This is a genomic window from Bacteroides mucinivorans, from assembly GCF_034654355.2.
Taxonomy (GTDB): domain Bacteria; phylum Bacteroidota; class Bacteroidia; order Bacteroidales; family Bacteroidaceae; genus Bacteroides; species Bacteroides nordii.
Window position 1 is genome coordinate 65,674 of record NZ_CP178179.1, and the last position, 21,842, is coordinate 87,515.

General features: G+C 37.3%; 11 protein-coding genes. All 11 read left to right on the plus strand.

The window, feature by feature from the left end; translation table 11 throughout:
• Positions 1 to 5: 5 nt before the first annotated feature.
• Positions 6 to 1,937, plus strand: coding sequence for a sialate O-acetylesterase (locus VCM39_RS00240; RefSeq protein WP_322932325.1), 1,932 nt, complete (start codon positions 6 to 8; stop codon positions 1,935 to 1,937).
• A 369-nt stretch (positions 1,938 to 2,306) separates the two neighbouring features.
• Positions 2,307 to 3,587, plus strand: a complete 1,281-nt coding sequence (locus tag VCM39_RS00245) for a hypothetical protein (protein WP_322932326.1) — start codon at positions 2,307 to 2,309, stop codon at positions 3,585 to 3,587.
• Positions 3,588 to 3,719: 132 nt separating this feature from the next.
• A complete protein-coding gene (locus VCM39_RS00250) occupies positions 3,720 to 5,144 on the plus strand; it encodes a choice-of-anchor Q domain-containing protein (RefSeq protein WP_221649684.1) in 1,425 nt (474 codons plus the stop codon).
• A 70-nt stretch (positions 5,145 to 5,214) separates the two neighbouring features.
• Positions 5,215 to 7,518 (plus strand): DUF4962 domain-containing protein, encoded by a 2,304-nt coding sequence (locus VCM39_RS00255; protein ID WP_322932327.1) that lies wholly within the window; start codon positions 5,215 to 5,217, stop codon positions 7,516 to 7,518.
• 44 nt (positions 7,519 to 7,562) lie between these two features.
• On the plus strand, positions 7,563 to 10,703 hold the full coding sequence (locus VCM39_RS00260; protein WP_122201456.1) for a SusC/RagA family TonB-linked outer membrane protein: 3,141 nt from the start codon (positions 7,563 to 7,565) through the stop codon (positions 10,701 to 10,703).
• A 23-nt stretch (positions 10,704 to 10,726) separates the two neighbouring features.
• Complete coding sequence (locus tag VCM39_RS00265; RefSeq protein ID WP_195348920.1) at positions 10,727 to 12,682, plus strand: RagB/SusD family nutrient uptake outer membrane protein; 1,956 nt, start codon at positions 10,727 to 10,729, stop codon at positions 12,680 to 12,682.
• 168 nt (positions 12,683 to 12,850) lie between these two features.
• The gene (locus VCM39_RS00270; protein WP_221649687.1) at positions 12,851 to 15,586 is read left to right on the plus strand and encodes a SusC/RagA family TonB-linked outer membrane protein; all 2,736 of its coding nucleotides are present in this window, start codon (positions 12,851 to 12,853) and stop codon (positions 15,584 to 15,586) included.
• An 18-nt stretch (positions 15,587 to 15,604) separates the two neighbouring features.
• Complete coding sequence (locus VCM39_RS00275) at positions 15,605 to 17,389, plus strand: RagB/SusD family nutrient uptake outer membrane protein (RefSeq protein ID WP_122201453.1); 1,785 nt, start codon at positions 15,605 to 15,607, stop codon at positions 17,387 to 17,389.
• A gap of 87 nt (positions 17,390 to 17,476) precedes the next feature.
• A complete protein-coding gene (locus tag VCM39_RS00280; RefSeq protein WP_322932328.1) occupies positions 17,477 to 19,411 on the plus strand; it encodes a hypothetical protein in 1,935 nt (644 codons plus the stop codon).
• 122 nt (positions 19,412 to 19,533) lie between these two features.
• On the plus strand, positions 19,534 to 20,730 hold the full coding sequence (locus VCM39_RS00285) for a sugar MFS transporter (RefSeq protein ID WP_025866836.1): 1,197 nt from the start codon (positions 19,534 to 19,536) through the stop codon (positions 20,728 to 20,730).
• A 128-nt stretch (positions 20,731 to 20,858) separates the two neighbouring features.
• Entirely contained in the window at positions 20,859 to 21,806 is a 948-nt protein-coding gene (gene cysK, locus VCM39_RS00290; RefSeq protein ID WP_025866837.1) for a cysteine synthase A, read from the plus strand.
• Positions 21,807 to 21,842 lie beyond the last annotated feature (36 nt).

Consider the following 21,842-nt stretch of genomic DNA (forward strand, 5'->3'; position numbering starts at 1 on the left):
CGATCATGAAAAAAGTCAAATTAATATTGTTAGTATTCAAAATTATCATAGTTATACCCAGTTTGGCTTCAAACAATTTATATTTAGCTTTTCCTTTTTCAGACCATGGCGTACTACAACAAGAAAAACCAATCCCTATTTGGGGAAAAGCACTCCCAAATGCTACTGTAGTGGCCGAAATAGGAGATAATCGGGGATATGGTCGTGCAGACAGTAGCGGAAAATGGCTTCTTTATCTACCTGCCTGTTCCGCAGGAGGACCTTATGAACTAATTGTAAAAAGTAATAATGAACAAATAAAAAGAAAAGACATTTATATTGGCGAAGTATGGCTCGCATCAGGACAATCCAATATGGCTTGGAAAATGCAAAACGGAGTAGGTCCGAATACAGATCAAGATATATCCGATGCAAATTATCCACAGATACGTTTTCTTAACGTACCAAACGAAACCCACTCCACTCCCATAGAAAAACTTGCACCCGTTGATTGGGAAGTTTGTACACCGGAACATGTCAAAGGTTTTTCTGCTATCGCGTATTATTTTGCACGGGAACTTTATCAACATCACAACGTACCGATAGGTATTATCTCCGCATCCTGGGGAGCTACTGATATTGAGGCCTGGATGAGTGCTGACGTACTCCGGACCCATAATGCATATACCAAATGGGTTGAAGAATTCGACACGGATAGCCTAAAATGGCAGAATTATGTATGCCAAAGCCAGAAGAATGACCGTATACGTGACAGTATCGCTACACATGCAAATCATGGTATTCGTAAGAAAGTATTCAGCCCCAATTATAAAGATGATGATTGGTTGACGGTGGATACTCCTGTAAATACGAATAAGATGAAACTCAATAATTATTGGGGGGTGACATGGTTACGTACGGACTTTGAAGTTCCAGCCAATCTCTCCAAACAATCTTTATTGCTTGACGGAAGTATCAATGTACAAAACATTGAACTTTGGTTGAATGGAACCAAACTAACTCCACTACCTAGCAAAAAGTTCGAATTTCCCGCACGCCTGTTAAAACGCAAAAACCAGCTTACAGCACGCGTAGTAATCCATTGGGGCAGTGCCTGGCTTGGTACTGACGAGCAGCCTCTCATTCTTACCACGCAAAACGGTATGCAATCATTCAGGTTGGATAATCCATGGAAATTTAATGCTACACTTGAACCAGAATTACCAGGCTGGCAAAACTATTATAATACTCATACCGTAATTTACAATGCAATGATTCACCCGTTAATGCCTTATAGTATGCGCGGAATTTTTTGGTATCAGGGAGAAAATAATGTAGGAAAGGCCAAGCAATATCAAAGTCTGTTACCTAAACTGATAGAAAGTTGGCGGATTGGTTTCAAGCAGGGTAATTTACCATTTATTACTATTCAATTGGCAAATTATATGAAACGAGCATCCGAGCCTTTAGAGTCTAAATGGGCAGAATTGCGTGAGGCCCAAGCCATGTCATTACGCTATCCTAATACGGGATTAGTTACTACAATTGATATTGGTGAAACAAACGATATTCATCCACGTAATAAACTTGATGTAGGGCGGAGACTTTATCAGCAGGCACAGTCACTTGTCTATGATGCTTCGATCATTGGAAGGGGACCCACCTTCCGTAAAATGGAAATTGAAGGAGATAAAATCCGTATTTATTTCGATAATGTTTCCGGCGGATTAAAAACAAAAGATGGAAATCAACCCAAATCGTTTGCAATAGCTGGAAGTGATCAGCAGTTTTATTGGACTGATACGGCATACATAGAAGGAGAAACGATTGTTGTATATTCTGACAAAGTACCCAATCCGGTATCGTTACGTTACGGTTGGGCTGATAATCCCGAAGTAAACTTATATAATTCCGACGATTTACCGGCTGTACCATTTCGTACAGACAATTGGAACTAAAAAAGTATAACTTAAAGGATTTGTATTACTAATATTTCGGACAGATACGTATTCCATATCTTTTATATAATTTACCCCGGATAGGAACATGAATTCTTGATAATAATACTTATCGGTATTCGTCAGTCCATTTTTTATAGTGTATATTTCACTTTTATAGTCTAAAATCACATATACGATTCTTCCATTATGTTTTTATATATGAATGAAAATTTCTGCACTCTTAAATCATAATATTATTCTGCAAAAGTAAATTGGCAAAATAGTATATTGTTTGAGCAAAATATGTCCATATTGACTTTAACTTTTACCGTAATTTTGTATTGTACAAGTTAGTATGCAATACAAAAATTCCTCAAAACTAATATTATGAAAAGAAAAATTGAATCAATCTTATTCCTTTTCTCAATGTTGCTGAATGTATGTTCATGCAATTCGGTTAAAAATGAAATGAAATGCCTGACGGATAAAGAAATTTTATCCATTATCAATGAACACAAACCTACCAATAAATATCCGGTTCCAACAGATATGTATAAACGTCTTGGAGCTACTCACGTCGGTGGCAAATATTACTTCACTAAAGAACCTTATATTATAGAGGGATGCCAAAAAATGCAAGAAATGGGATATGGAGTGGTAAAGCTATGGTTTAATAAAGGAGGAGGGGGATATCCGTATAACTCAAACTGGAGTTTACCCAAAGAATTTACTTTAAAACAATTGGCAGAACACCCATATTACAAGACGTGTTTTGATATGTCTTTTAGTACAATTGCATTGAGTATCCCTGGAGCCGGAGTCAATACGACTGATAAAACAGCTATTCAGGAAGAGGATGAAATTTATGAACTTTCTAAATATCTACTTGAGCAATATAAAAATAAGGAAATTGAATTTATACTACATAATTGGGAGGGTGATTGGATTATGCGCGGAGGAACAGGAGATGAGGCTCGTTGGTCACGTAAAGCCGGTGAACTTATTAAAGCTGTAGATGGAGATCGTTACACAGTTCTTGTTCCTTCGGATTCGATTCAACGTATCAATAGTATGATAAAATGGTTCAATGCCCGCCAAAGAGGCGTAGAAAGGGCACGTTCGGAAATACGGTACTCTAAATGCAAAATATACCATGCGATTGAAGCCAATAAAGTGATGGATAGCATGAATGGTATTCCTGGCATTATCAATTCGGTACTTTCACAAGTTCGGGTAGATATGGTATCGTGGTCATGTTATGATGCTCTTTCTACAACGGGATTGGATGAGGGGATAAACCTTTATAAAGGTATTGAATTTATAAAACAAAATTTTACTCCAAGTGCATATATGAATAAAGAGAAGAAAGTATTTCTTGGAGAAATCGGTATACCTGAACAACGGTATGAAGGTCTGACTACTAAGGAGGTTATAGTAGCTAACTGGGATACTTATATAGCTGTATGCCTATCACTCAACGTACCTTATATAATTCAGTGGGAACTTTACTGTAATGAGCCTAAAAACGAAGAATTAAGAAAACTGAATGATACACGAAAGACCGATGAAATGAGGGGATTCTGGCTTATCCGTCCGGATGGATCTAAAAGTTTTGCGGCTAATTATTTTGATTGCTTGATGCATAATCCAACTTTATTATATAGATAAAAGAACTTGGAGAATAATCAAAGCAAAATAATACAATAGTTGAACTGAATAGTGGAATGTGTCAATATTCTAATCCACTATCTTTGTCATAAAGTAATTTATATTTGTTTAATTTTTAAACTTTTACATTTCATGAAAAAAATTACAAAAGTATTGCTGGTTGCAATTTGTATCTTAACAGTAAATTCTTTTACTGTCGATGCAGAACAAATTATCCGTTATGTGAAGCAAGATGCTACAGGCAACGGAACGTCTTGGGAAAATGCTTCGGGTGACTTACAAGCCATGGTAGATGAAGTAGAGGCTAATGCAGATAAAGGAGAAGTACGGGTAGCTGCCGGTACTTATTACGGAGGTTTCCTTATGAAAGACGGAGTTAATGTATATGGGGCATATTCCGCAGTTGACAATGGAATAAGAGATTTGAAAAATAATAAAACTTATTTGGATGGAGAGAAAAAATCACGTGTCCTTTTTCAAAATCAGGATATATTATTCCAATATACAACAACTTGGGACGGTTTTTATATTCAAAATGGAAATGACTTAGGAGCGGGAGCGTTTATATCTTATCGTTCAGTCCTTTCAAATTGTGTCATTCGTAATAACACTACCGAAGGAAAAGCCTGGCAAAAAGGCGGAGGTGTAGCCATGAAAAAATGTCAGGCAGCAGGTGCTCCTGGTATAGCGGGTTGTCTTTACAACTGTGTTATTATTAATAATCATGCTGGTGACGAAGGTGGAGGTATATTTATTGAAAACGGTTCGGTAGGCGACGTTATAAATTGTGTTATTGCCAATAATACTTCGGATAGTAGTTGTGGAGGTTTATTCTTGGGTGATTGGAATGGCTGGAGCTGTATTCAAAATAATATTATTATTGGTAATGAAGGCGGAGTTTCACAACTTTATCAAAAACAAGGTCCATTACTGGCAACGTTTAATAATCTCATACAAGAAGAAGGTGCAGAAGCTATTAAAGGTTATGACCCAACAGCTAAAGATGACTATCTAACAAATTATTTCAAAGACAATCTGATTTCTGCTAATTATTCTTTAGATGATATTTTCGTGAAACCCACTTCTTTTAGTGGTGTAGAATTACTGGAAGGTGATTGGGATGAAATTTCAAATTCAGACTGGAGCTTGAAAGAAGGTTCAGTTTGCATAAATACCGGAACAGACAGAAACATTCCTATTCGAATTAATGGAGCCAATCCTAATACTCAATCTTATTCCGATGTATTCATTACCGACATATGTGGAAATAAGAGAATAAGTGGAATAGCCCCCGATATGGGAGCTTATGAATACGGTTCTGTTCTAAGTGGATTAAAAGATGTAGTAACGTTGGATATTCAAATATCTTTAGTAAATGATATATTACATCTCGAAGGTATACAGAATACTGATAAAGTGACTATTGTTAATAGCCTTGGGATGATGATTTATAACAAGACAAATGCAGAATACAATATACCCCTTTTAAATGCAGGGCTCTATATAATAAAAGTCGAACGTGGAAACGAATCTGTTGTATGTAAAATTTTAAAATAAATTTATTGTAAAGCAAAGGAGGGTGATCTCCGTGTGAACCACTCTTTTGCTTTTTCTTAAATCTACTGATATGAGAATATTTTATCCCTTCATATTTCTATTTTTTCTTCTTGCATGTAAAGATAACGTTACAGATAATGGGAATGATACTCAAATTCCAACAATAGAGAAGATCTCACCTCTTTCTGGAAGATCAGGCACGCAAGTTACGATTACCGGAAATAATTTTGCTGAAAATTTTGCGTATGAATTAGTTCTACTGGGTGAAAACGAAATCATTCCATCTGGAGGCGATGAAAATACAATCACTTTCGTGATCCCTACCCATATTACATCAGGTAATTATCCTATTAAAATAAAGTTAGGTGGGAAAGAGTTCGAAAGTAATTACTCATTCAATGTAGAGAAAGAGTCGGACGAACCGATTTCCGATAAAATTCCCATCGATAAAAACAGTGTTACAAAAGGTTTCTTAAAAGCAGGAGTAGAAGGTATCCATCCCAGATTATTCTATAACGAAGCACGAATTGCTGAAATTATGAGTGTGGTGAATGGCGACCGAAAATTTGCGGCAAGAACTTATGCAGATATCATAAATCAAGCCAAAAATTTACTCTCAGCACCACTCAAAGTTTGGAAATTGGATGATGCTAATTTAAGAATAAGTACAATCCATGAAATAGGTAATACCGATTTACCGGTTTTATCTTTAGCCTATCTATTCACAAAAGATGTGAAGTATGCAGAACGTTGTTATAGACAAATGCAGTCTATGTGCAGTTGGAAAGATTGGAGGGCCTCACGCCATTTTCTCGATACCGGAATTGGAGCACGCGGATTTGCAATGGCCTATGACGCAATTTATGACTATTTAAATGATAAACAAAGAAGTGAGCTAATTGACGGACTTCGTCGTCTGGCACTGGAACCGGGTAAAATACAAATAGAAACCGGACAAGGACAAGCATGGGCTTGGTATAATAGTAATAACAACTGGAACGGAATATGCAATGGAGGACTTATCTGTGCGGCATTAGCTGTCTATGAATCAGATCCCGACTTCATGAGCCAGCTGATTGCCTTAGCTGCAAATAAAATGATGATATATATGCAATCTTTCGAACCGGATGGGGCCAGTGAAGAAGGACTGATGTATTGGTCCTACGGATTAACCAACGCATTCCTGGCATTGGAAGCTATGCAGCGAAACCTGACAACAACTTATGGATTAACAGATTTAAACGGTATTTCAAAAACAGGTTGGTTTCCATATAATGTATCCGGACCAGTAGGAACAGCAACCTTTGGGGATGATTATTTATACTACGGTAAAACAAATAAATTCCTATCCTATTTTTGGTTTGCTCACTTTTTTAACGATCCCAATCTGGCTAAGAAACATTACGACGAATGTATAAGTCGCCAAGGAATGATGAATGGATACCATGACCTTTTGTTCTATTATCCGGAATTAGTTAACCAGGGAATAGTCAGCGAAATCCCATTACAAGGGTATGTTAAAGGGGCGGATTATATGTATATCAACCAGAATAATTCAGATATTAATTCGTTTTATGTGGGTATGCATGGGGGAGATAACAGTGCCAGTCACGGGCATTTAGATGCCGGTTCATTCTATGTTCAGGCTAATGGAGAATGCATTTTTATCGGTAGTCTGGGTACAACAAATCCTTATCCTGCTGATTACTTTGATGAAACTGCACCTTATTATGAAAGTAATTCCACTACTACAGCCAGTTCTCCCGGGCGATTCTATTATTACAGAGTCCGTACTGAAGGAAAAAGTTGTTTGGTTGTCAATCCAGATGCCCGTCCGGAACAAAATCCGAAGGGGATAGCTCGTCTGACCAATCAAAATTCCGGAAATAATAGTGGTTTCTATATATTAGATATGAGTGATATATACAAACGTGATATGAACAAATATATACGGGGAATTAAGCTAAACAGGGTAACTCAAACTATTACTATTCAAGATGAATTTACTCCTAAAAAAAATGGTTCAACCGTATATTGGCTTGGGCATACTCCACAAACGGGAAGTATGACTCTTTCAAATGATAAAAAAGTGGCAACTTGTCTCAAGAGTGGTAAGAGTACTATTATAAGAATAGTTTCACCCGCAGATGCAGCATTCGAAATTGTAAATAACACAGAAACAGATATCAACTATTTGGACGAAACACGTCCCATTTTTTCATCAATTATGAAACAAAAAAATCAAATAAATAAATGGTATGGCAAATTACAGATTAAACTACAAAATGTAAGTGGTCCAACTACTATTACTGTGGAAATTACAAATAATAGTGCAAGCAATAATCCCTCTGTTCCGATCAATGAATGGAATTGATAAAATTATAGATTAAAAGTATTTTACCATTATAACTTAATAATATGAATCTGAAACATGTATTAAAACGCAAGTATCTTATATTATTTTGTTTAGTTGCACCTTTAATAGACATAAACGCAGAAGGTTCGGCCAAAGACAATAATATGATTGTACAGCAAAAAGAGACAATGACAGTTACAGGTACCGTAAAAGATGCCACAGGTGAGCCTATAATCGGTGTATCTGTACTGATTAAAGGTACTTCTACAGGAGGTATTACAGACTTGGATGGTAATTTTTCAATTGTTACACCTAAAAAAAGAACTATATTAGTATTTACCTATTTAGGATATAAAACTCAAGAAATAATTGTTGAAAAAAATACTCCTATATTTATAGTTATGGAGGAGGACTCCCAACAGCTTGATGAGGTTGTAGTGGTCGGCTATGGTTCTCAAGCTAAAATATCAGTGACAGGAGCATTAGGATCGGTTAAAAACGAAGAAATATTAAAAGCCCCTGTCGCTAATGCGGGAAATGCTTTAGCGGGGCGCACCACAGGTATTACAACAGTTCAACGTTCGGGTGAGCCAGGACGTGACGATGCGGAAATTTATGTCCGGGGTATAGCAACATTTGCTGATGGTAATGCCAAACCATTAATCTTAGTGGATGGTGTAGAACGTTCTTTATCAGGATTAGACCCCAATGAAATTGAGTCTATAAACGTGATGAAAGACGCATCGTCTACTGCAGTGTTTGGTGTTCGCGGAGCTAATGGTGTTATCATTGTCACTACTAAAACAGGACAGGAAGGGCGTCCAAAGATATCATTGACCAGCAATGTTGCCTTACAAAATCCAATACGGATGCCTAAACTATTAAATGCATATGAATGGGCAAGTTTACGCAATGAAGCTGCATACCAGGACAGTACGGATCCTGAACAGGTAAATTATCCATTTTCTGATTACGATCTCGAACGATATAAAAATGGTGATGATCCTATTTTTCATCCAGATATCAACTGGATGGATTATATGCTGAAAAATGTATCAATACAACATCAGCATAATCTTTCGGTACAAGGAGGGAACAAACGGACTAAATATTATGTATCATTGGGATATTATAATCAGCAGGGTATTTATGAAATGGGAAGTTTCTTCAAAGATTTCAGTGCTAATCCCAAATACAATCGCTACAACGTACGTGCTAATTTGGATTTTAACATTACCAATGATTTTACGATTTCCGTTAAGTCCGGGGTACAAATGACAGAATCTAACTACGCTGGCTCAGATGCAAAAACTATTATGGGAACTATTTTTTCAGCAAATCCTGTTATGTCTCCAGTCACTTTTGATGGTAAAATGATACGAAATGTCCAGGGGCTTGAAAAATGGCAAATATCAAATCCTCCTCTTTATGAAATGCTCAGTAAGGGATTTAATGAAAATTTTACAGCCAGAGCAAACATTGATATAGCAGCTCGATATAAGCTTGACAAGCTCATTAAGGGATTAGCTGTACGAGGGAAAGTTGCTTATGACAACTATTACTATCAAAAAGTTTCCCGTAGCAAACAGATTCCAATGTATGATATTAAGTTAGACCCAAATTCCTCTGTAGAAGAACCTGTGGCTATTATTATACCTAATCAATACGAGGGTCCGGTAAAAACTTCATCAGACTATTATGATAAAAATCGTCGCATTTATGGTGAAGTGGCTTTGGAATACAATAACAATTTTGATGGGCATAACGTGAGTGCCCTGTTCCTCGGTACTGCTGAAAGAACTTATAATGGTAAGAATGAATTACCCTACAATTATCTGGGTTTAGTAGCACGTGCAACTTATAACTATAAATATCGGTATATGGCCGAAATTAATGCCGGTTATAACGGTTCCGAAAATTTTGCCAAAGGAAAACAATTTGGTTTTTTCCCATCTTTTTCCGTTGGCTACGCATTTACAGAAGATGTTTACTTTCCAAAAAACGATATTTTAAGTTTCGGTAAGATACGTGCTTCATATGGATTAGTTGGTAATGATCGTATTGGTGGAGAGCGTTTTTTATTTTTGCCTGATGCTTATATACGAGTATCCAGTCCTGGCTACTATTTCGGAACAGGTCAAACAAAATATAGCGGATATAAAGAATCCAAATTAGGTAACCCTTATGTAACATGGGAAAAAGCCAAAAAAACGAATTTGGGATTGGATTTAAGATTTTTCAAAGACCGTTTAAATTTCAGTGCCGACTATTTCATAGAAAAGCGCTCTAATATTCTTTATTCTCTTAATTTACCTCTCTGGTTTGGTGACCCTTCAATTGTACCTCCCTACAATGTAGGAAGAACAGAGAATAAAGGTTACGAATTTGAATTTGGTTATAAAGATGAAATAAATAGTATAGGACTTACTTATTGGGTAAACGGAAATTATTCTTTTGCAAGAAATAAAATCATTTATAAAGACGAAGCTCCTAAAAAATACCCCGGATTGTATGAAACCGGATCCCGTATAGGACAGCCCAAAGGCTTGATTGCCGAAGGCTTTTATAATACGTGGGAAGAAGTCAATGATCCAGACAGGCCCAGATCAAAATGGGAAGGTAACGGATTACGTCCGGGTGATATAAAGTATAAAGATATTACAGGCGACAATTTCATTGATGAAAATGATAAAGTCAATATTGGTTATCCAAATGTCCCGGAAATTGTATATGGTATTTCTCTTGGATTTCAATGGAAAAACTTTTCTATATCCGCACTATTTCAGGGAGCAGGCCATGTATCAACATATTTGTCGGGAACTGCAGCATGGCCCTTCGTAGCAGGAACAAAAGCGGCTTTCGAAACAGCAAAAGAAAGCTGGACACAAGAAAGATATGAACAAGGATTACCAATTTCTCTTCCCAGATTGAGTGAATCACCGGAAGGAACAAAACACAATTACCAATACTCTACCATGTGGCAGGAGGATGCTTCTTATCTGCGTCTGAAAAATGTGGAAGTTGCTTATCTTTTTAAATTTAGAGAAAAATCACCGGTTCAAAATCTGAGATTATATGTCAATGGGCAGAACCTGTGTACTTGGACAAAGATGTCTTATTTTGATCCTGAAATAGCTGATAGTAACGGAAATGCTTATCCGATGATGCGGGTTTTCAATATGGGAATTAATATTCAGTTTTGATGATATATAATTTAAAGATTGGTATGAATAAATCAAAATATAAAGTGATTACGGCTTTTTTAATAGTCGGTTCACTATCATTCAGTTCATGTTCGGATTTTTTGGAACAACCGGAAGGTAGCGTAATCAATAAAGAATACGTCTTTTCTGATCCGGACAGGGCTATGGAAGCCTTATTCAATGTGTATGCCACTTGCATAGTAGATGGATTTATTACAGGAGAAGGGGGTAGCGGATTTTCCGATGCAGGATGTGTAGATGGCTTATTAATAGGAGCCTGTGATGAAGGAGACCAATATGGAGACTCACATCGTTCTCATCAATTCAACGTAGGTACATGGGGACCTCAGAACCAAGAAGAGTTTAACCTTACACGTGCTATTCAGGGTATGCGAAATGCATCTATTTTCATAGATAATGTCGATAATGTGCCATTAGGTGCGAGTGGTTCTTATAATTGGACAATAGAGCTACGTGAGCAAGTCAGAGCAGAGGCCAAAGTGCTACGGGCATTGATGCATTTTGAAGCTTTCAAACGTTTTGGAGGAATTCCTATTATGGACCAAGCCCCAACTGTGAAGATAGAAAGTGTAAACGGAGTTAACAAGGCCATAGTAGTTCCCTCCGGAACCCGTCAAAGTGTGGAGAGAGTAGTCAATTTTATTGTGCGAAGCTGTGAAGAAGCATACCCGTTTTTAAAAGATGATTTCTGGGGAACATCAGAATACGGACGCGTTCATAAAGGAGTGGCATTAGCACTGAAGTCAAAAACCTTATTATATGCTGCCAGTCCATTGTTCAACACGGATAAACCGTACCTATCATACGGTGACGAAAGAGATTCGTTAATCTGTTATAGAAAGAAAGATCCTACATTGTGGGATAAAGCCGCTACAGCCGGCCGACAAGTCTTAGACTGGGCAAAAGCAAACAATTATGAATTACTGGATGATGGAGGACTGGGTAAAATAGAAAGCTATAATTATGCATCATGCAAACCACTTGATCCAAGAAACAAAGAAACTATCTATTTCGATCGCTCTCATTCATATTATTCGCCATATTTCAACGAAAAGTGGTGGAATTTGGTACGTTTTTGTTGTCCAATTTATTACACATGGGGGAATACCTCACATGCCATGCCTATGAATTTTCTTAAACAGTTCAGAGATCTGGAGGGGAATGATGTAGAACTTCCGCAAGAAGGTAGTTTTATCGAATTTAAAGAAATAATGAAAAAAATGGAACCTCGTCTGCAGGCTTCCATTTGGTGGCCCGGATCAAAATATACGGAAACCGGATTGATGGATGCCAGCCGGGGTGCAGATACTGCTTATTTTGTCTATCAAAAAATGGATAGAGCAGGCAACCTTACACCGGGAGTTTCCGGTTCGGGGCCAATCTTAGGTCCTGGTGTACCCAATGGTCTACATTTTAAAAAATTTATAAATCAAGTAAATGGTACCAATGCCACACTTGATATAAACTGGCCCATTTTCCGATTGAGTGAAATGTATCTAAACTATGCCGAAGCATTGAACGAAAGTACCACTGACCGAAATATCACCGAAATGCTAAATGCACTCAATGAAGTAAGAGTACGCGGCGGGCTTCCTAAAATAAAAAATGACTTAGGTTATGAAGATATGAAAAAAGAAATTCGCCGTGAAAGAGCAGTCGAGCTATATGCAGAAGAGCATCGCTTCTTTGACGTTCGACGCTGGTTAATTGCCGGAGAAGAGGGGATTATGAAAGGTGAATTTTATACATTCAGCTTAAAGGAAAAAGCATATAATAAATACAAAGTTCCGCAAGAAAGCTGGACGGCTCAGCAAAAGAAAGATAATGACAGCTGGCTGTACTACGCCATTGAACCTTTTGAAAATAGAATTTGGGAAGATAAAATGTATCTATATCCTTTCCCTCAAGATGAAGTTAACAAAGGAATTATTGTGCAAAATCCCGGTTGGGAGTTATAAATGGATGTTAAATACTAAATTCAAGAATGCTCAATGAAAACTATATGTAACTATATAAATTTTTTATTTGTTCTATGTTTGCCTGTGACTCTATTAGCTCAGAAGGCGGAAAACGTAGATACGATTAAAACACAGTTCGCAGAAAAGAACTTCTTAGAACATAAAGTCATGGAACCCTACCGAGGGGAAATCTCAAGACAACACTCAACACATTCTGCCACATCTGTCAGTGGAGAGGAACTGAAACCAATGTATAGCTCTAATCTAGGATATGCTTTATCAGGAAAATTAGCAGGTCTACATGTCGTTCAGAAAGGAGGTTCACAAGGAAATACCGATGCCCCTGATTTAATGATACGTGGCAGACAAACATTTCAGGATAATGGAATCCTGATACTGGTAGATGGAGTAGAAACAAAGTGGTCGAACTTGCTCGTTGACGAAATAGAATCTGTAACTCTTTTAAAAGATGCAGCATCTCTTGTTTTATATGGTCAAAGAGGTGCTAATGGGGTATTGTTGATCACAACAAAACGAGGAATAAACAATGAAAAAGTAAAAATCAGTTTATCAACCCGTTTCGGATGGCAACAAGCTACTCAACTACCGGAATTATTAGGAAATGGCGATTATGCAGAACTTTATAATGAAGCAATGAAAAGTGATGGAAAAGATATCTCGAACGGATATTTTAAAAACCAACAAATTGTAGATTATTTCAAAAGCCAAAAATATCCTTATTTATATCCGGATGTCAATTGGTATGACGAAGTATTAAAAAAGTCTGCTTTTGTTCATAATTACGCTTTAACGTTTTCGGGAGGAAACAATTTTGCTAAATATTATGCTGCATTAGGTTTCATGGATACACAAGGATTATACGCGCATACAAATGGGACTACAAATTCTAATTATGATTTAAAGCGATATAATATACGGACGAATATCGATTTACAACTAACAAAGTGGCTAAGTTCGGAAGTAAAATTCAGAGGAGTAATTGAAGATAAAATCTTCCCGAATGCTGATGAAAATACAATCTGGAAGACAATGGGGGTATTTCTACCATATGCAGTACATACTCCATCCGGGGCATGGGGCGGTGTTGAAAAATATGCAGAAAATCCAGTAGCTGCCATACAGCAAAAAGGATATAAATCAATCAATGAAAGAACAATTGATACCAGTGTTAAAATGATAGCCAATTTAGAATCTCTTACACCGGGATTATCTATTTATGGACAAATAGGCTTTAGCAATAACTATTATATGACTTTCGATAAAGTACGCGGATTAGCATATGAAGAGTTAACTCCTCGCCCTGATAAAATTATTCCGGGTATAACACCTGAAAATGAGATGCCATATGATGTTACAGCCCGGGGAAGTGAAGGAAGCTTCTCACATTCACAAAATTCAGGAACACAATGGAATCGGACAACAATTATGGCAGGAGCCGACTATAGCCATTATTTTAATAAACATCAAATAGATATTTCGTTAAACTACTTTCAGGAATTATACAAAGCCGCCGGGAATCAAATGCCTTATGCTAAACAGAATATTTTAGGAAGAGCGAACTATAGTTACAATAATCGTTATTTCGGAGGTTTTGCCATATCTTATTCCGGTTCTGAAAACTTCCCTGTCAATCATCGTTTTGGAGTATTCCCCGCTTTTTCCGCTGGTTGGATAATCTCAAATGAAGAATTTATGAGACATAATACCATTTTGACATTCTTTAAATTAAAATCTTCCATAGGACTTGTAGGAAATGACCGTACAGGTTCCGTAGGACGATTTATCTATCAACAGAATTATGTAAGTGGAGGGAATTATCTATTCGGAGAGAATCTGGATCAAAGTCCCGGATTATATAAAGAAGGTATACTTGCCAATCCTTTCGTGACATGGGAAAAAGCACTAAAATATGATGTTGGTACAGAAATGACATTATTTAATCGTTTAAGTCTGTCTGCTGAATATTTTTTCGAAAAAAGAAATGACATTTATGTACAACCTAATAACTATATCTCGGCATTATTAGGGGCTGACATTAATAATATGAATGAAGGGAAAACGCAAAATCAAGGTATAGAAATTGAAGCATTCTGGAATGATAGGGTAGGAGACTTCTCTTATTATCTGGGTGGACGTTTTTCTTATGCAAAAAATAAAATAATAGATATCAAAGAAAATCACCGCCCTGCCAATGAAGAATATTTATATGCCAAAGGAAGGCCTATCAATCAACCATATATTTTAGAAGCTATCGGCTTCTTTAAAGATGAGCAAGATATTGTAGACAGTCCAAAACAAATGTTCGGTAATGTTCAACCAGGTGATATCAAGTACAAAGATCAAAACAATGATGGTTTTATTGATGATAATGACCGTATTCCTGTTGGGCATACATCCTACCCTGAAATATATTATGGATTTGATGCAGGTATTGGTTTCAAAGGTTTCGATTTGGCTATATCTTTTCAAGGAGCAGGTAATCGTTCTGTATCTCTGTTGGATAACAATTTAATAATTCCTTTCCTTAATGGTGGTGTAAAACCAACTCAATGGGTAAAAGACAATTATTGGATTCCCGAAAAAGGAGATGCTGCTCTATTCCCAAGATTAACAACCGAAGAGAATAATAACAATTACCGTCCTTCTACTCTATGGCAAAGATCAGGTTCCTATTTGCGTCTGAAAAATATTGAACTGGGATATACCATACCAGTAAATGCCACCCGACAAATAAAAATAGAGAAAATCAGAGTATTTGTCAGCGTAATAAATCCATTCACTTGGGACAAAATATCCGAACTAAATGTAGATCCGGAAGTACTGGATATGTTTAAATATCCAGTAATGAAAAGTTATAATATGGGATTTTCAGTCCAATTCTAATTTCTAATATTACAAATTATGAAAAGAATAACAAATATATTTTTAGGGATCGTTGCTACTCTCACATTCATGAGTTGTAATGACTTCCTTGACCAAAAAATTAATGATAACTACGATGAAGAAATGTTCCTTCATTCCGGTTTCAATAATTTGAAAGCTTGGGGATTAGGAGCATATAATTATTTACGACCATATAATGGGTTAGATGGAGGTGCCTCCTTAGCCGCAGCCTGTGATGAAGCAGATTTTGCCAAACAATCAAACGTACAAAAATTTAATACCGGTGCCTGGAACCAATTTTCCAATCCTGATGATGTATTTGCACATTACTACAAAGGTATCCGTCACGCTAATTTATTTCTCGAAAAGACAGAGGAATACAAACACATTTTATATGAAGATACTTTAATTGCAAGCAATAAGGATATTTATTTAAAGAACTGTGATGATTTTAAAAAATTGAGAGCGGAAGTCAGATTATTAAGAGCTTATTTTTATTTTGAACTCATCAAACGTTATGGTGGAGTCCCATTGGTAAAGCATTCTCTTACACTTGAAGATGATTTGGATTTACCACGTAACTCTTTTGATGAATGCGTCAATTTTATTGCAGATGAATGTGATGTAGTTTATAAAGACTTAACAAACTATTGGGCAAATTATCAGTGGCAGGATGGTGAAGGAGGCAAAGGTAAAGACAATACCAATTTAGGTCGCCTGGAGAAACCTGTAGCAAAATTCTTAAAACTAAAAGCGTTGCTTTATGCGGCCAGTCCGTTGCATAACCCAACTGAAGATATCGGTAAATGGGAAAAGGCTGCATTAGCAGGTTATGATTTTCTTACGGATAAAAATTGTCAGCATGTCCGTTATTTATATTCTAATTATAACGGACTTTTCCAAGCTCAGGCCAATAATGATGCAATTGTTCCTTTTGCTGGGAAAAATACTGGAATCATAATGACCCGTCCTTTCGAAAAGGCAGGAAGCACGTTCGAAAAGGCTAATTATCCTGTAGGGATGGTCAATGGAGGAGGTGCTTGTATATGTCCTTCACAAAATCTATTAGATGCTTTTGAGTACAGTAACGGTACTGTATTTGATCCTTCCAAATTAAAGAATACAGATAATCCATATGAAGAAAGAGATCCTCGCCTTAATATGATTATTGCTATTAATGGTTCGACTTTAGGAAAAAATATTGATGGCAGTGCACGTCAAGTACAGTCTTATATGGGGGGAGCTGATGGCATTGGAGTAAAGTATGGAGCTACCACTACAGGTTACTATTTGAGAAAACTATTGGTTGAAAATTTCGATTTATCCAAATCAGAATCAAGAGCTAAATCATGGGTATTGATGCGCTATGCAGAAGTACTATTAAATTATGCTGAAGCAGTAAATGAATCGGTCGGACCCGATGTTAAAGTAATCGGTACAACTAACCTAACTTTATCTGCCCGGGAAGCGATTAATTTGGTTCGTGATAGAGTCGGAATGCCACCTATTCAATCTGGTCTTGACAAAGAAAATATGCGTATTAATATTCAACGTGAACGTCAAGTAGAAATGGCTTTTGAAGATCAGCGCTTCTTTGATGTACGCCGTTGGAAAATCGCGAATGTCACAGAAAATAAACCATTAATGGGAATACTGATCTCAACTAACGGAGGTACAACAACATACGAACGTTTTAAAGTAGAAAATAGAATATTCCAAGAGAAAATGTATCTTTATCCTATACCCTATAATGAGATAGCCAAAAGCAAGGGAATACTGATTCAGAATTCTGGATGGGAATAGCTTAGCGTAATATAAAAGAGACTAATTATTTATCGTTGGCCTCTTTTATACTACTATTATTTATGGTTAATAAAAATAAAAAATATTATGAGATATTACTTTCTTATTTTACTTCTCCTAATACCCTATTTACTTCAGGCACAATTAAAATTTTCCACCCAATATGGGAACAAAGAATTGACATTCAAACAAAATACAGCCAATGAAGTGCAAAATAAATTCCGTAAAGAATTACAAGGTGTACATCCAAGACTTTTTTATAATCAACAGACTATTGATCGGATCAAACAATTATATGCACAAAATGATCCATTTGTAGTAATGTATGCGGAAAATGCACATAAAGAAGCTGATCAGATTTTAAAAGAGCCATTATTAGATTATTATTTGGATGATGCAGGACTTCGCATACCTTCTATACATAAATTTGCAACTCAAGCCCCTCATCTAATTTTTATGTATCAAATGACGGGTGAAACCAAATATGCCGATCGATGCTATCAACAACTTGCTATATTCTGTAAATATCCTGACTGGGGAGCCGATCGTCATTTTCTTGATACGGGAATTGGAGCTTTTAATTTTGCATTCGTTTATGACGGACTTTATAATTATATGACTCCTGATCAAAGAAAAATACTAGAAGAAGGGGTACTAAAACACGCATTGAACATTGGGAAATATCAAATTGACGGAGGAAAAAGTGTATGGAAATGGTATTTAGCAAATAATAACTGGAATGGAATTTGTAATAGTGGGCTTATAGTAGCAGCACTGGCTATGTACGAAGAAAATCCTGATTTTTTATCACAGGTCATAGCAGCAGCAATGAACTGTTTGCCCCATTACCTCGTGGAATTTGAGCCCGACGGACAAAGTGAAGAAGGATTGATGTACTGGTCATACGGTTTAATGTATACAAATTTAGGTCTTGAAGCAATGACTAATACATTGGGTACGACAAATGGGTTGGCTGATATTGCGGGATTACGCAAAACCGGTTGGTTCCCATTTTTAATGTCAGGACCTGTAACAAGTCTAAATATTGGAGATGATCCTCTACGCTATTCACGTGATACTTCTTTTTTATGGTTTGCCCGATATTATAACGATCCGGCATTAGCAAAACAACATTTAGAATTATGCATGAAAAATGGCCGTTGTCAATGGCAAGATATTTATTTTTATGATCCTGAACTTGTTACAAAAGCAAAAACTACAACTATTCCGCTTGATAACGCTATTCGGGGCATAGAATTATACTCTATCCGCGAAAATTGGGATTCGTCAGATGCTATGTATATTGCTATACATGGTGGTGCAAATAATGCCAATCACGGACATCTTGATGCGGGTTCTTTTTACATTCAAGCATTAGGAGAAGTGTTTGCTTATGGTAATCTCGGAAGTGATAATTATACTTATCCCGGGTATTTTAGTCAGAAAACTTCTCCAGATTATCTAGATTCTATAAATGAACAAACGGAACCGGGACGTTGGCATTTTTATCGACTACGAACGGAAGGTAAAAATTGTATAGTTGTAAATCCTACTATACGACCGGAACAAAAGGAGAATGGTATTGCGATTATGAAATCGTCAGAAAACAAAAAGGAAAAAAGCTGTTATACATTTGACTTAACCGATTGTTATGAACGGGATTTGATTTCATATAACCGGACAATAGGCATGGACAGGAAGCGAAAATACATGGTTGTAAAAGATTTATTGGAATGTCGTGATCCTAATTCTTCTGTGTGGTGGTTTATGCATACGAAAGCTGATATAGAGTTACAGGAAAGAGGACATATTGCTATTCTTACCATGGCAGATAAAAAGATGAAGGTTGAGATCGTTTCTCCCTTGGATGCTTCTTTCCAAACTCTCCCTGCAACTTATTTACTGAAAGACAGTTTCCCTTTGACAAAGAACTCCGAGAATAAAGGCTTTGGAAAATTGGCTATTGAATTAGAAGGTAAAAGAAGTTTGGCTATTGAAGTGATGTTTACTCCATTAAATTAAGTAATGTATTATCGAGCAAGGTTTGATTTATAAATAATACTAAGTATCCCAAGACAGAGACAAGTGAATAAGATTGATTTTTATTTTTTGTTTATCTTTGCATGTCTATTTAGATTGAAGTTATGCAAAAGCAAAGATATGCATTGGTAAAGAGGGAATATCGTGTTCCCTTCATTCTGGTTACTTCTTTATTCTTCTTATGGGGATTTGCCCATGCCATTCTTGATGTGCTGAACAAACATTTTCAGGATGTACTGGTCATCAGCCGTACCCATTCTGCATGGGTGCAGGTTATGTTCTATTTGGGATATTTTGTTATGGCTATTCCTGCCGGATTATTTATCAATAAGTACGGTTATCGTCGTGGAGTAGTATTAGGGTTACTACTTTATGGATTGGGATCTTTGCTTTTTATTCCCGGAGAGTACTGGATGTCGTTCAATTTCTTTCTGTTCTCATTGTTTGTCATAGCCTGTGGACTGGTGTTTTTGGAAACTGCTGCCAATCCTTATATGACGGAGTTGGGGGATAAAGAGACTGCTGCCAGCCGCTTGAACTTGGCTCAGTCATTCAATGGATTGGGATGTATTTGTGGACCATTGATAGGTGGATTATTGCTTTTCTCTGAAGAAGGGGAGGTTGCAATTTCTTTGCCTTATACGTTAATGGGGATTGTAGTGTTGGCAGTTGCTATGGTTTTTTCAAAGATCAGACTGCCGGAGATTGTTCATGAAGAAGAGGGTGACAGAGAAGGGAAAACGAAAAGCCTGTGGTCGCACAAACTTTTCATTTTTGGTATTGCTGCCCTGTTTTGTTATGAGATAGCGGAGATTTCTATTAATAGCTTCTTTATAAACTACGTGGTTGACGATGGCTGGATGAATGCCCGTGATGCTTCTATAGTACTTTCTTTTGGAGGTTTAGGATTATTCATGTGTGGACGTTTTGCCGGTAGCTGGATTATGCAACGTATCCGTGCAGAGAAAGTGCTGTTATTTTGTGCTGTGTGTACGGTGATTACCTCGTTGCTGATTGTACTGAATGTGGGGATTGTGTCTCTCGTAGCACTTTTTTTAGGATATGCATTTGAGGCTATCATGTTCCCCACTATTTTTGCTCTTTCTTTACGGGGGCTGGGTAAGCATACCAAGCGTGCTTCTTCTTATCTGATGATGTCACCTGTTGGCGGGGCGGTAGGGCCATTGATGATGGGGTATGTGGCAGATCAGACTACCATGTCTCTTTCCTTTATCGTACCTTTGCTTTCCTTTATAGTAGTGATGCTGTACGCCTGGAAGGTGAGTGCGGCAAAGTTGTAACGGGCATTTAGGATATTTATCCCTCATTTATAGTACGAATTTACCACAAGTGTGGTATTTCCGGCGAACCAAAACTCCTCTATCTTTGTCGTATAATAAAAAAACAGATAATTAATACATTAACAGATATGGGAAAGATAGCAAAAAGACTGACCGACCTCGTAGGCAACACCCCGTTGTTGGAGCTGAGTAATTATAATGCAAGTAAAGGACTAAAAGCTCGTGTGGTGGTAAAGTTGGAGTATTTTAATCCGGTAGGCAGTGTGAAAGACCGTATCGCTTTGGCGATGGTGGAAGATGCTGAATCAAAAGGAATCTTGAAATCGGGTACTACGATTATTGAACCGACGAGTGGAAATACAGGGGTAGGACTGGCTTTTGTTTCTGCTTCTAAGGGATATAAGTTGATTTTGACGATGCCGGATACGATGAGCGTAGAGCGGAGGAACTTACTGAAGGCTTTGGGGGCCGAACTGGTACTGACTCCCGGTGCAGACGGAATGAAAGGAGCTATTGCCAAAGCAGAAGAGTTGAAAGTAAATACTCCCGGTGCAGTGATCCTACAGCAATTTGAGAATCCTGCTAATCCTGCTGTCCATGTGCGGACTACCGGACAGGAGATATGGCATGATACAGACGGACGTGTAGAAATATTTGTGGCAGGTGTTGGTACAGGTGGTACAATAAGCGGTGTGGGGAGAGCATTAAAGGATTACAATCCTCAAATAAAGGTAGTAGCTGTAGAGCCTGCTGATTCTCCGGTTCTGTCCGGTGGTAAGCCCGGACCTCATAAGATACAGGGCATCGGAGCCGGATTTATTCCTAGGATCTATGATGCTTCGGTAGTGGATGAGATTGTGCAGGTGCAGAATGATGATGCCATCCGTACCAGCCGTGAGTTGGCAACGAAAGAAGGCTTACTGGTTGGAATCTCTTCAGGAGCTGCCGTATATGCGGCTACAAAGCTGGCAGAACTTCCGGAAAATAAGGGTAAGACAATAGTAGCGTTGCTGCCCGATACGGGAGAGCGCTACCTGTCCACTATCTTGTATGCTTTTGAGGAATATCCTTTATAAGTCAAGAGTCTGTTTTAAATTAAAACAAGCTCTGAA

Bases quoted from the DNA above. Each gene is read 5' to 3' on its own strand.
- cysK (WP_025866837.1), top strand. From the start codon at position 20,859: ATGGGAAAGATAGCAAAAAGACTGACCGACCTCGTAGGCAACACCCCG.
- VCM39_RS00255 (WP_322932327.1), top strand. From the start codon at position 5,215: ATGAGAATATTTTATCCCTTCATATTTCTATTTTTTCTTCTTGCATGT.
- VCM39_RS00280 (WP_322932328.1), top strand. From the start codon at position 17,477: ATGAGATATTACTTTCTTATTTTACTTCTCCTAATACCCTATTTACTT.
- VCM39_RS00275 (WP_122201453.1), top strand. From the start codon at position 15,605: ATGAAAAGAATAACAAATATATTTTTAGGGATCGTTGCTACTCTCACA.
- VCM39_RS00250 (WP_221649684.1), top strand. From the start codon at position 3,720: ATGAAAAAAATTACAAAAGTATTGCTGGTTGCAATTTGTATCTTAACA.
- VCM39_RS00270 (WP_221649687.1), top strand. From the start codon at position 12,851: ATGGAACCCTACCGAGGGGAAATCTCAAGACAACACTCAACACATTCT.
- VCM39_RS00245 (WP_322932326.1), top strand. From the start codon at position 2,307: ATGAAAAGAAAAATTGAATCAATCTTATTCCTTTTCTCAATGTTGCTG.
- VCM39_RS00265 (WP_195348920.1), top strand. From the start codon at position 10,727: ATGAATAAATCAAAATATAAAGTGATTACGGCTTTTTTAATAGTCGGT.
- VCM39_RS00260 (WP_122201456.1), top strand. From the start codon at position 7,563: ATGAATCTGAAACATGTATTAAAACGCAAGTATCTTATATTATTTTGT.
- VCM39_RS00240 (WP_322932325.1), top strand. From the start codon at position 6: ATGAAAAAAGTCAAATTAATATTGTTAGTATTCAAAATTATCATAGTT.
- VCM39_RS00285 (WP_025866836.1), top strand. From the start codon at position 19,534: ATGCAAAAGCAAAGATATGCATTGGTAAAGAGGGAATATCGTGTTCCC.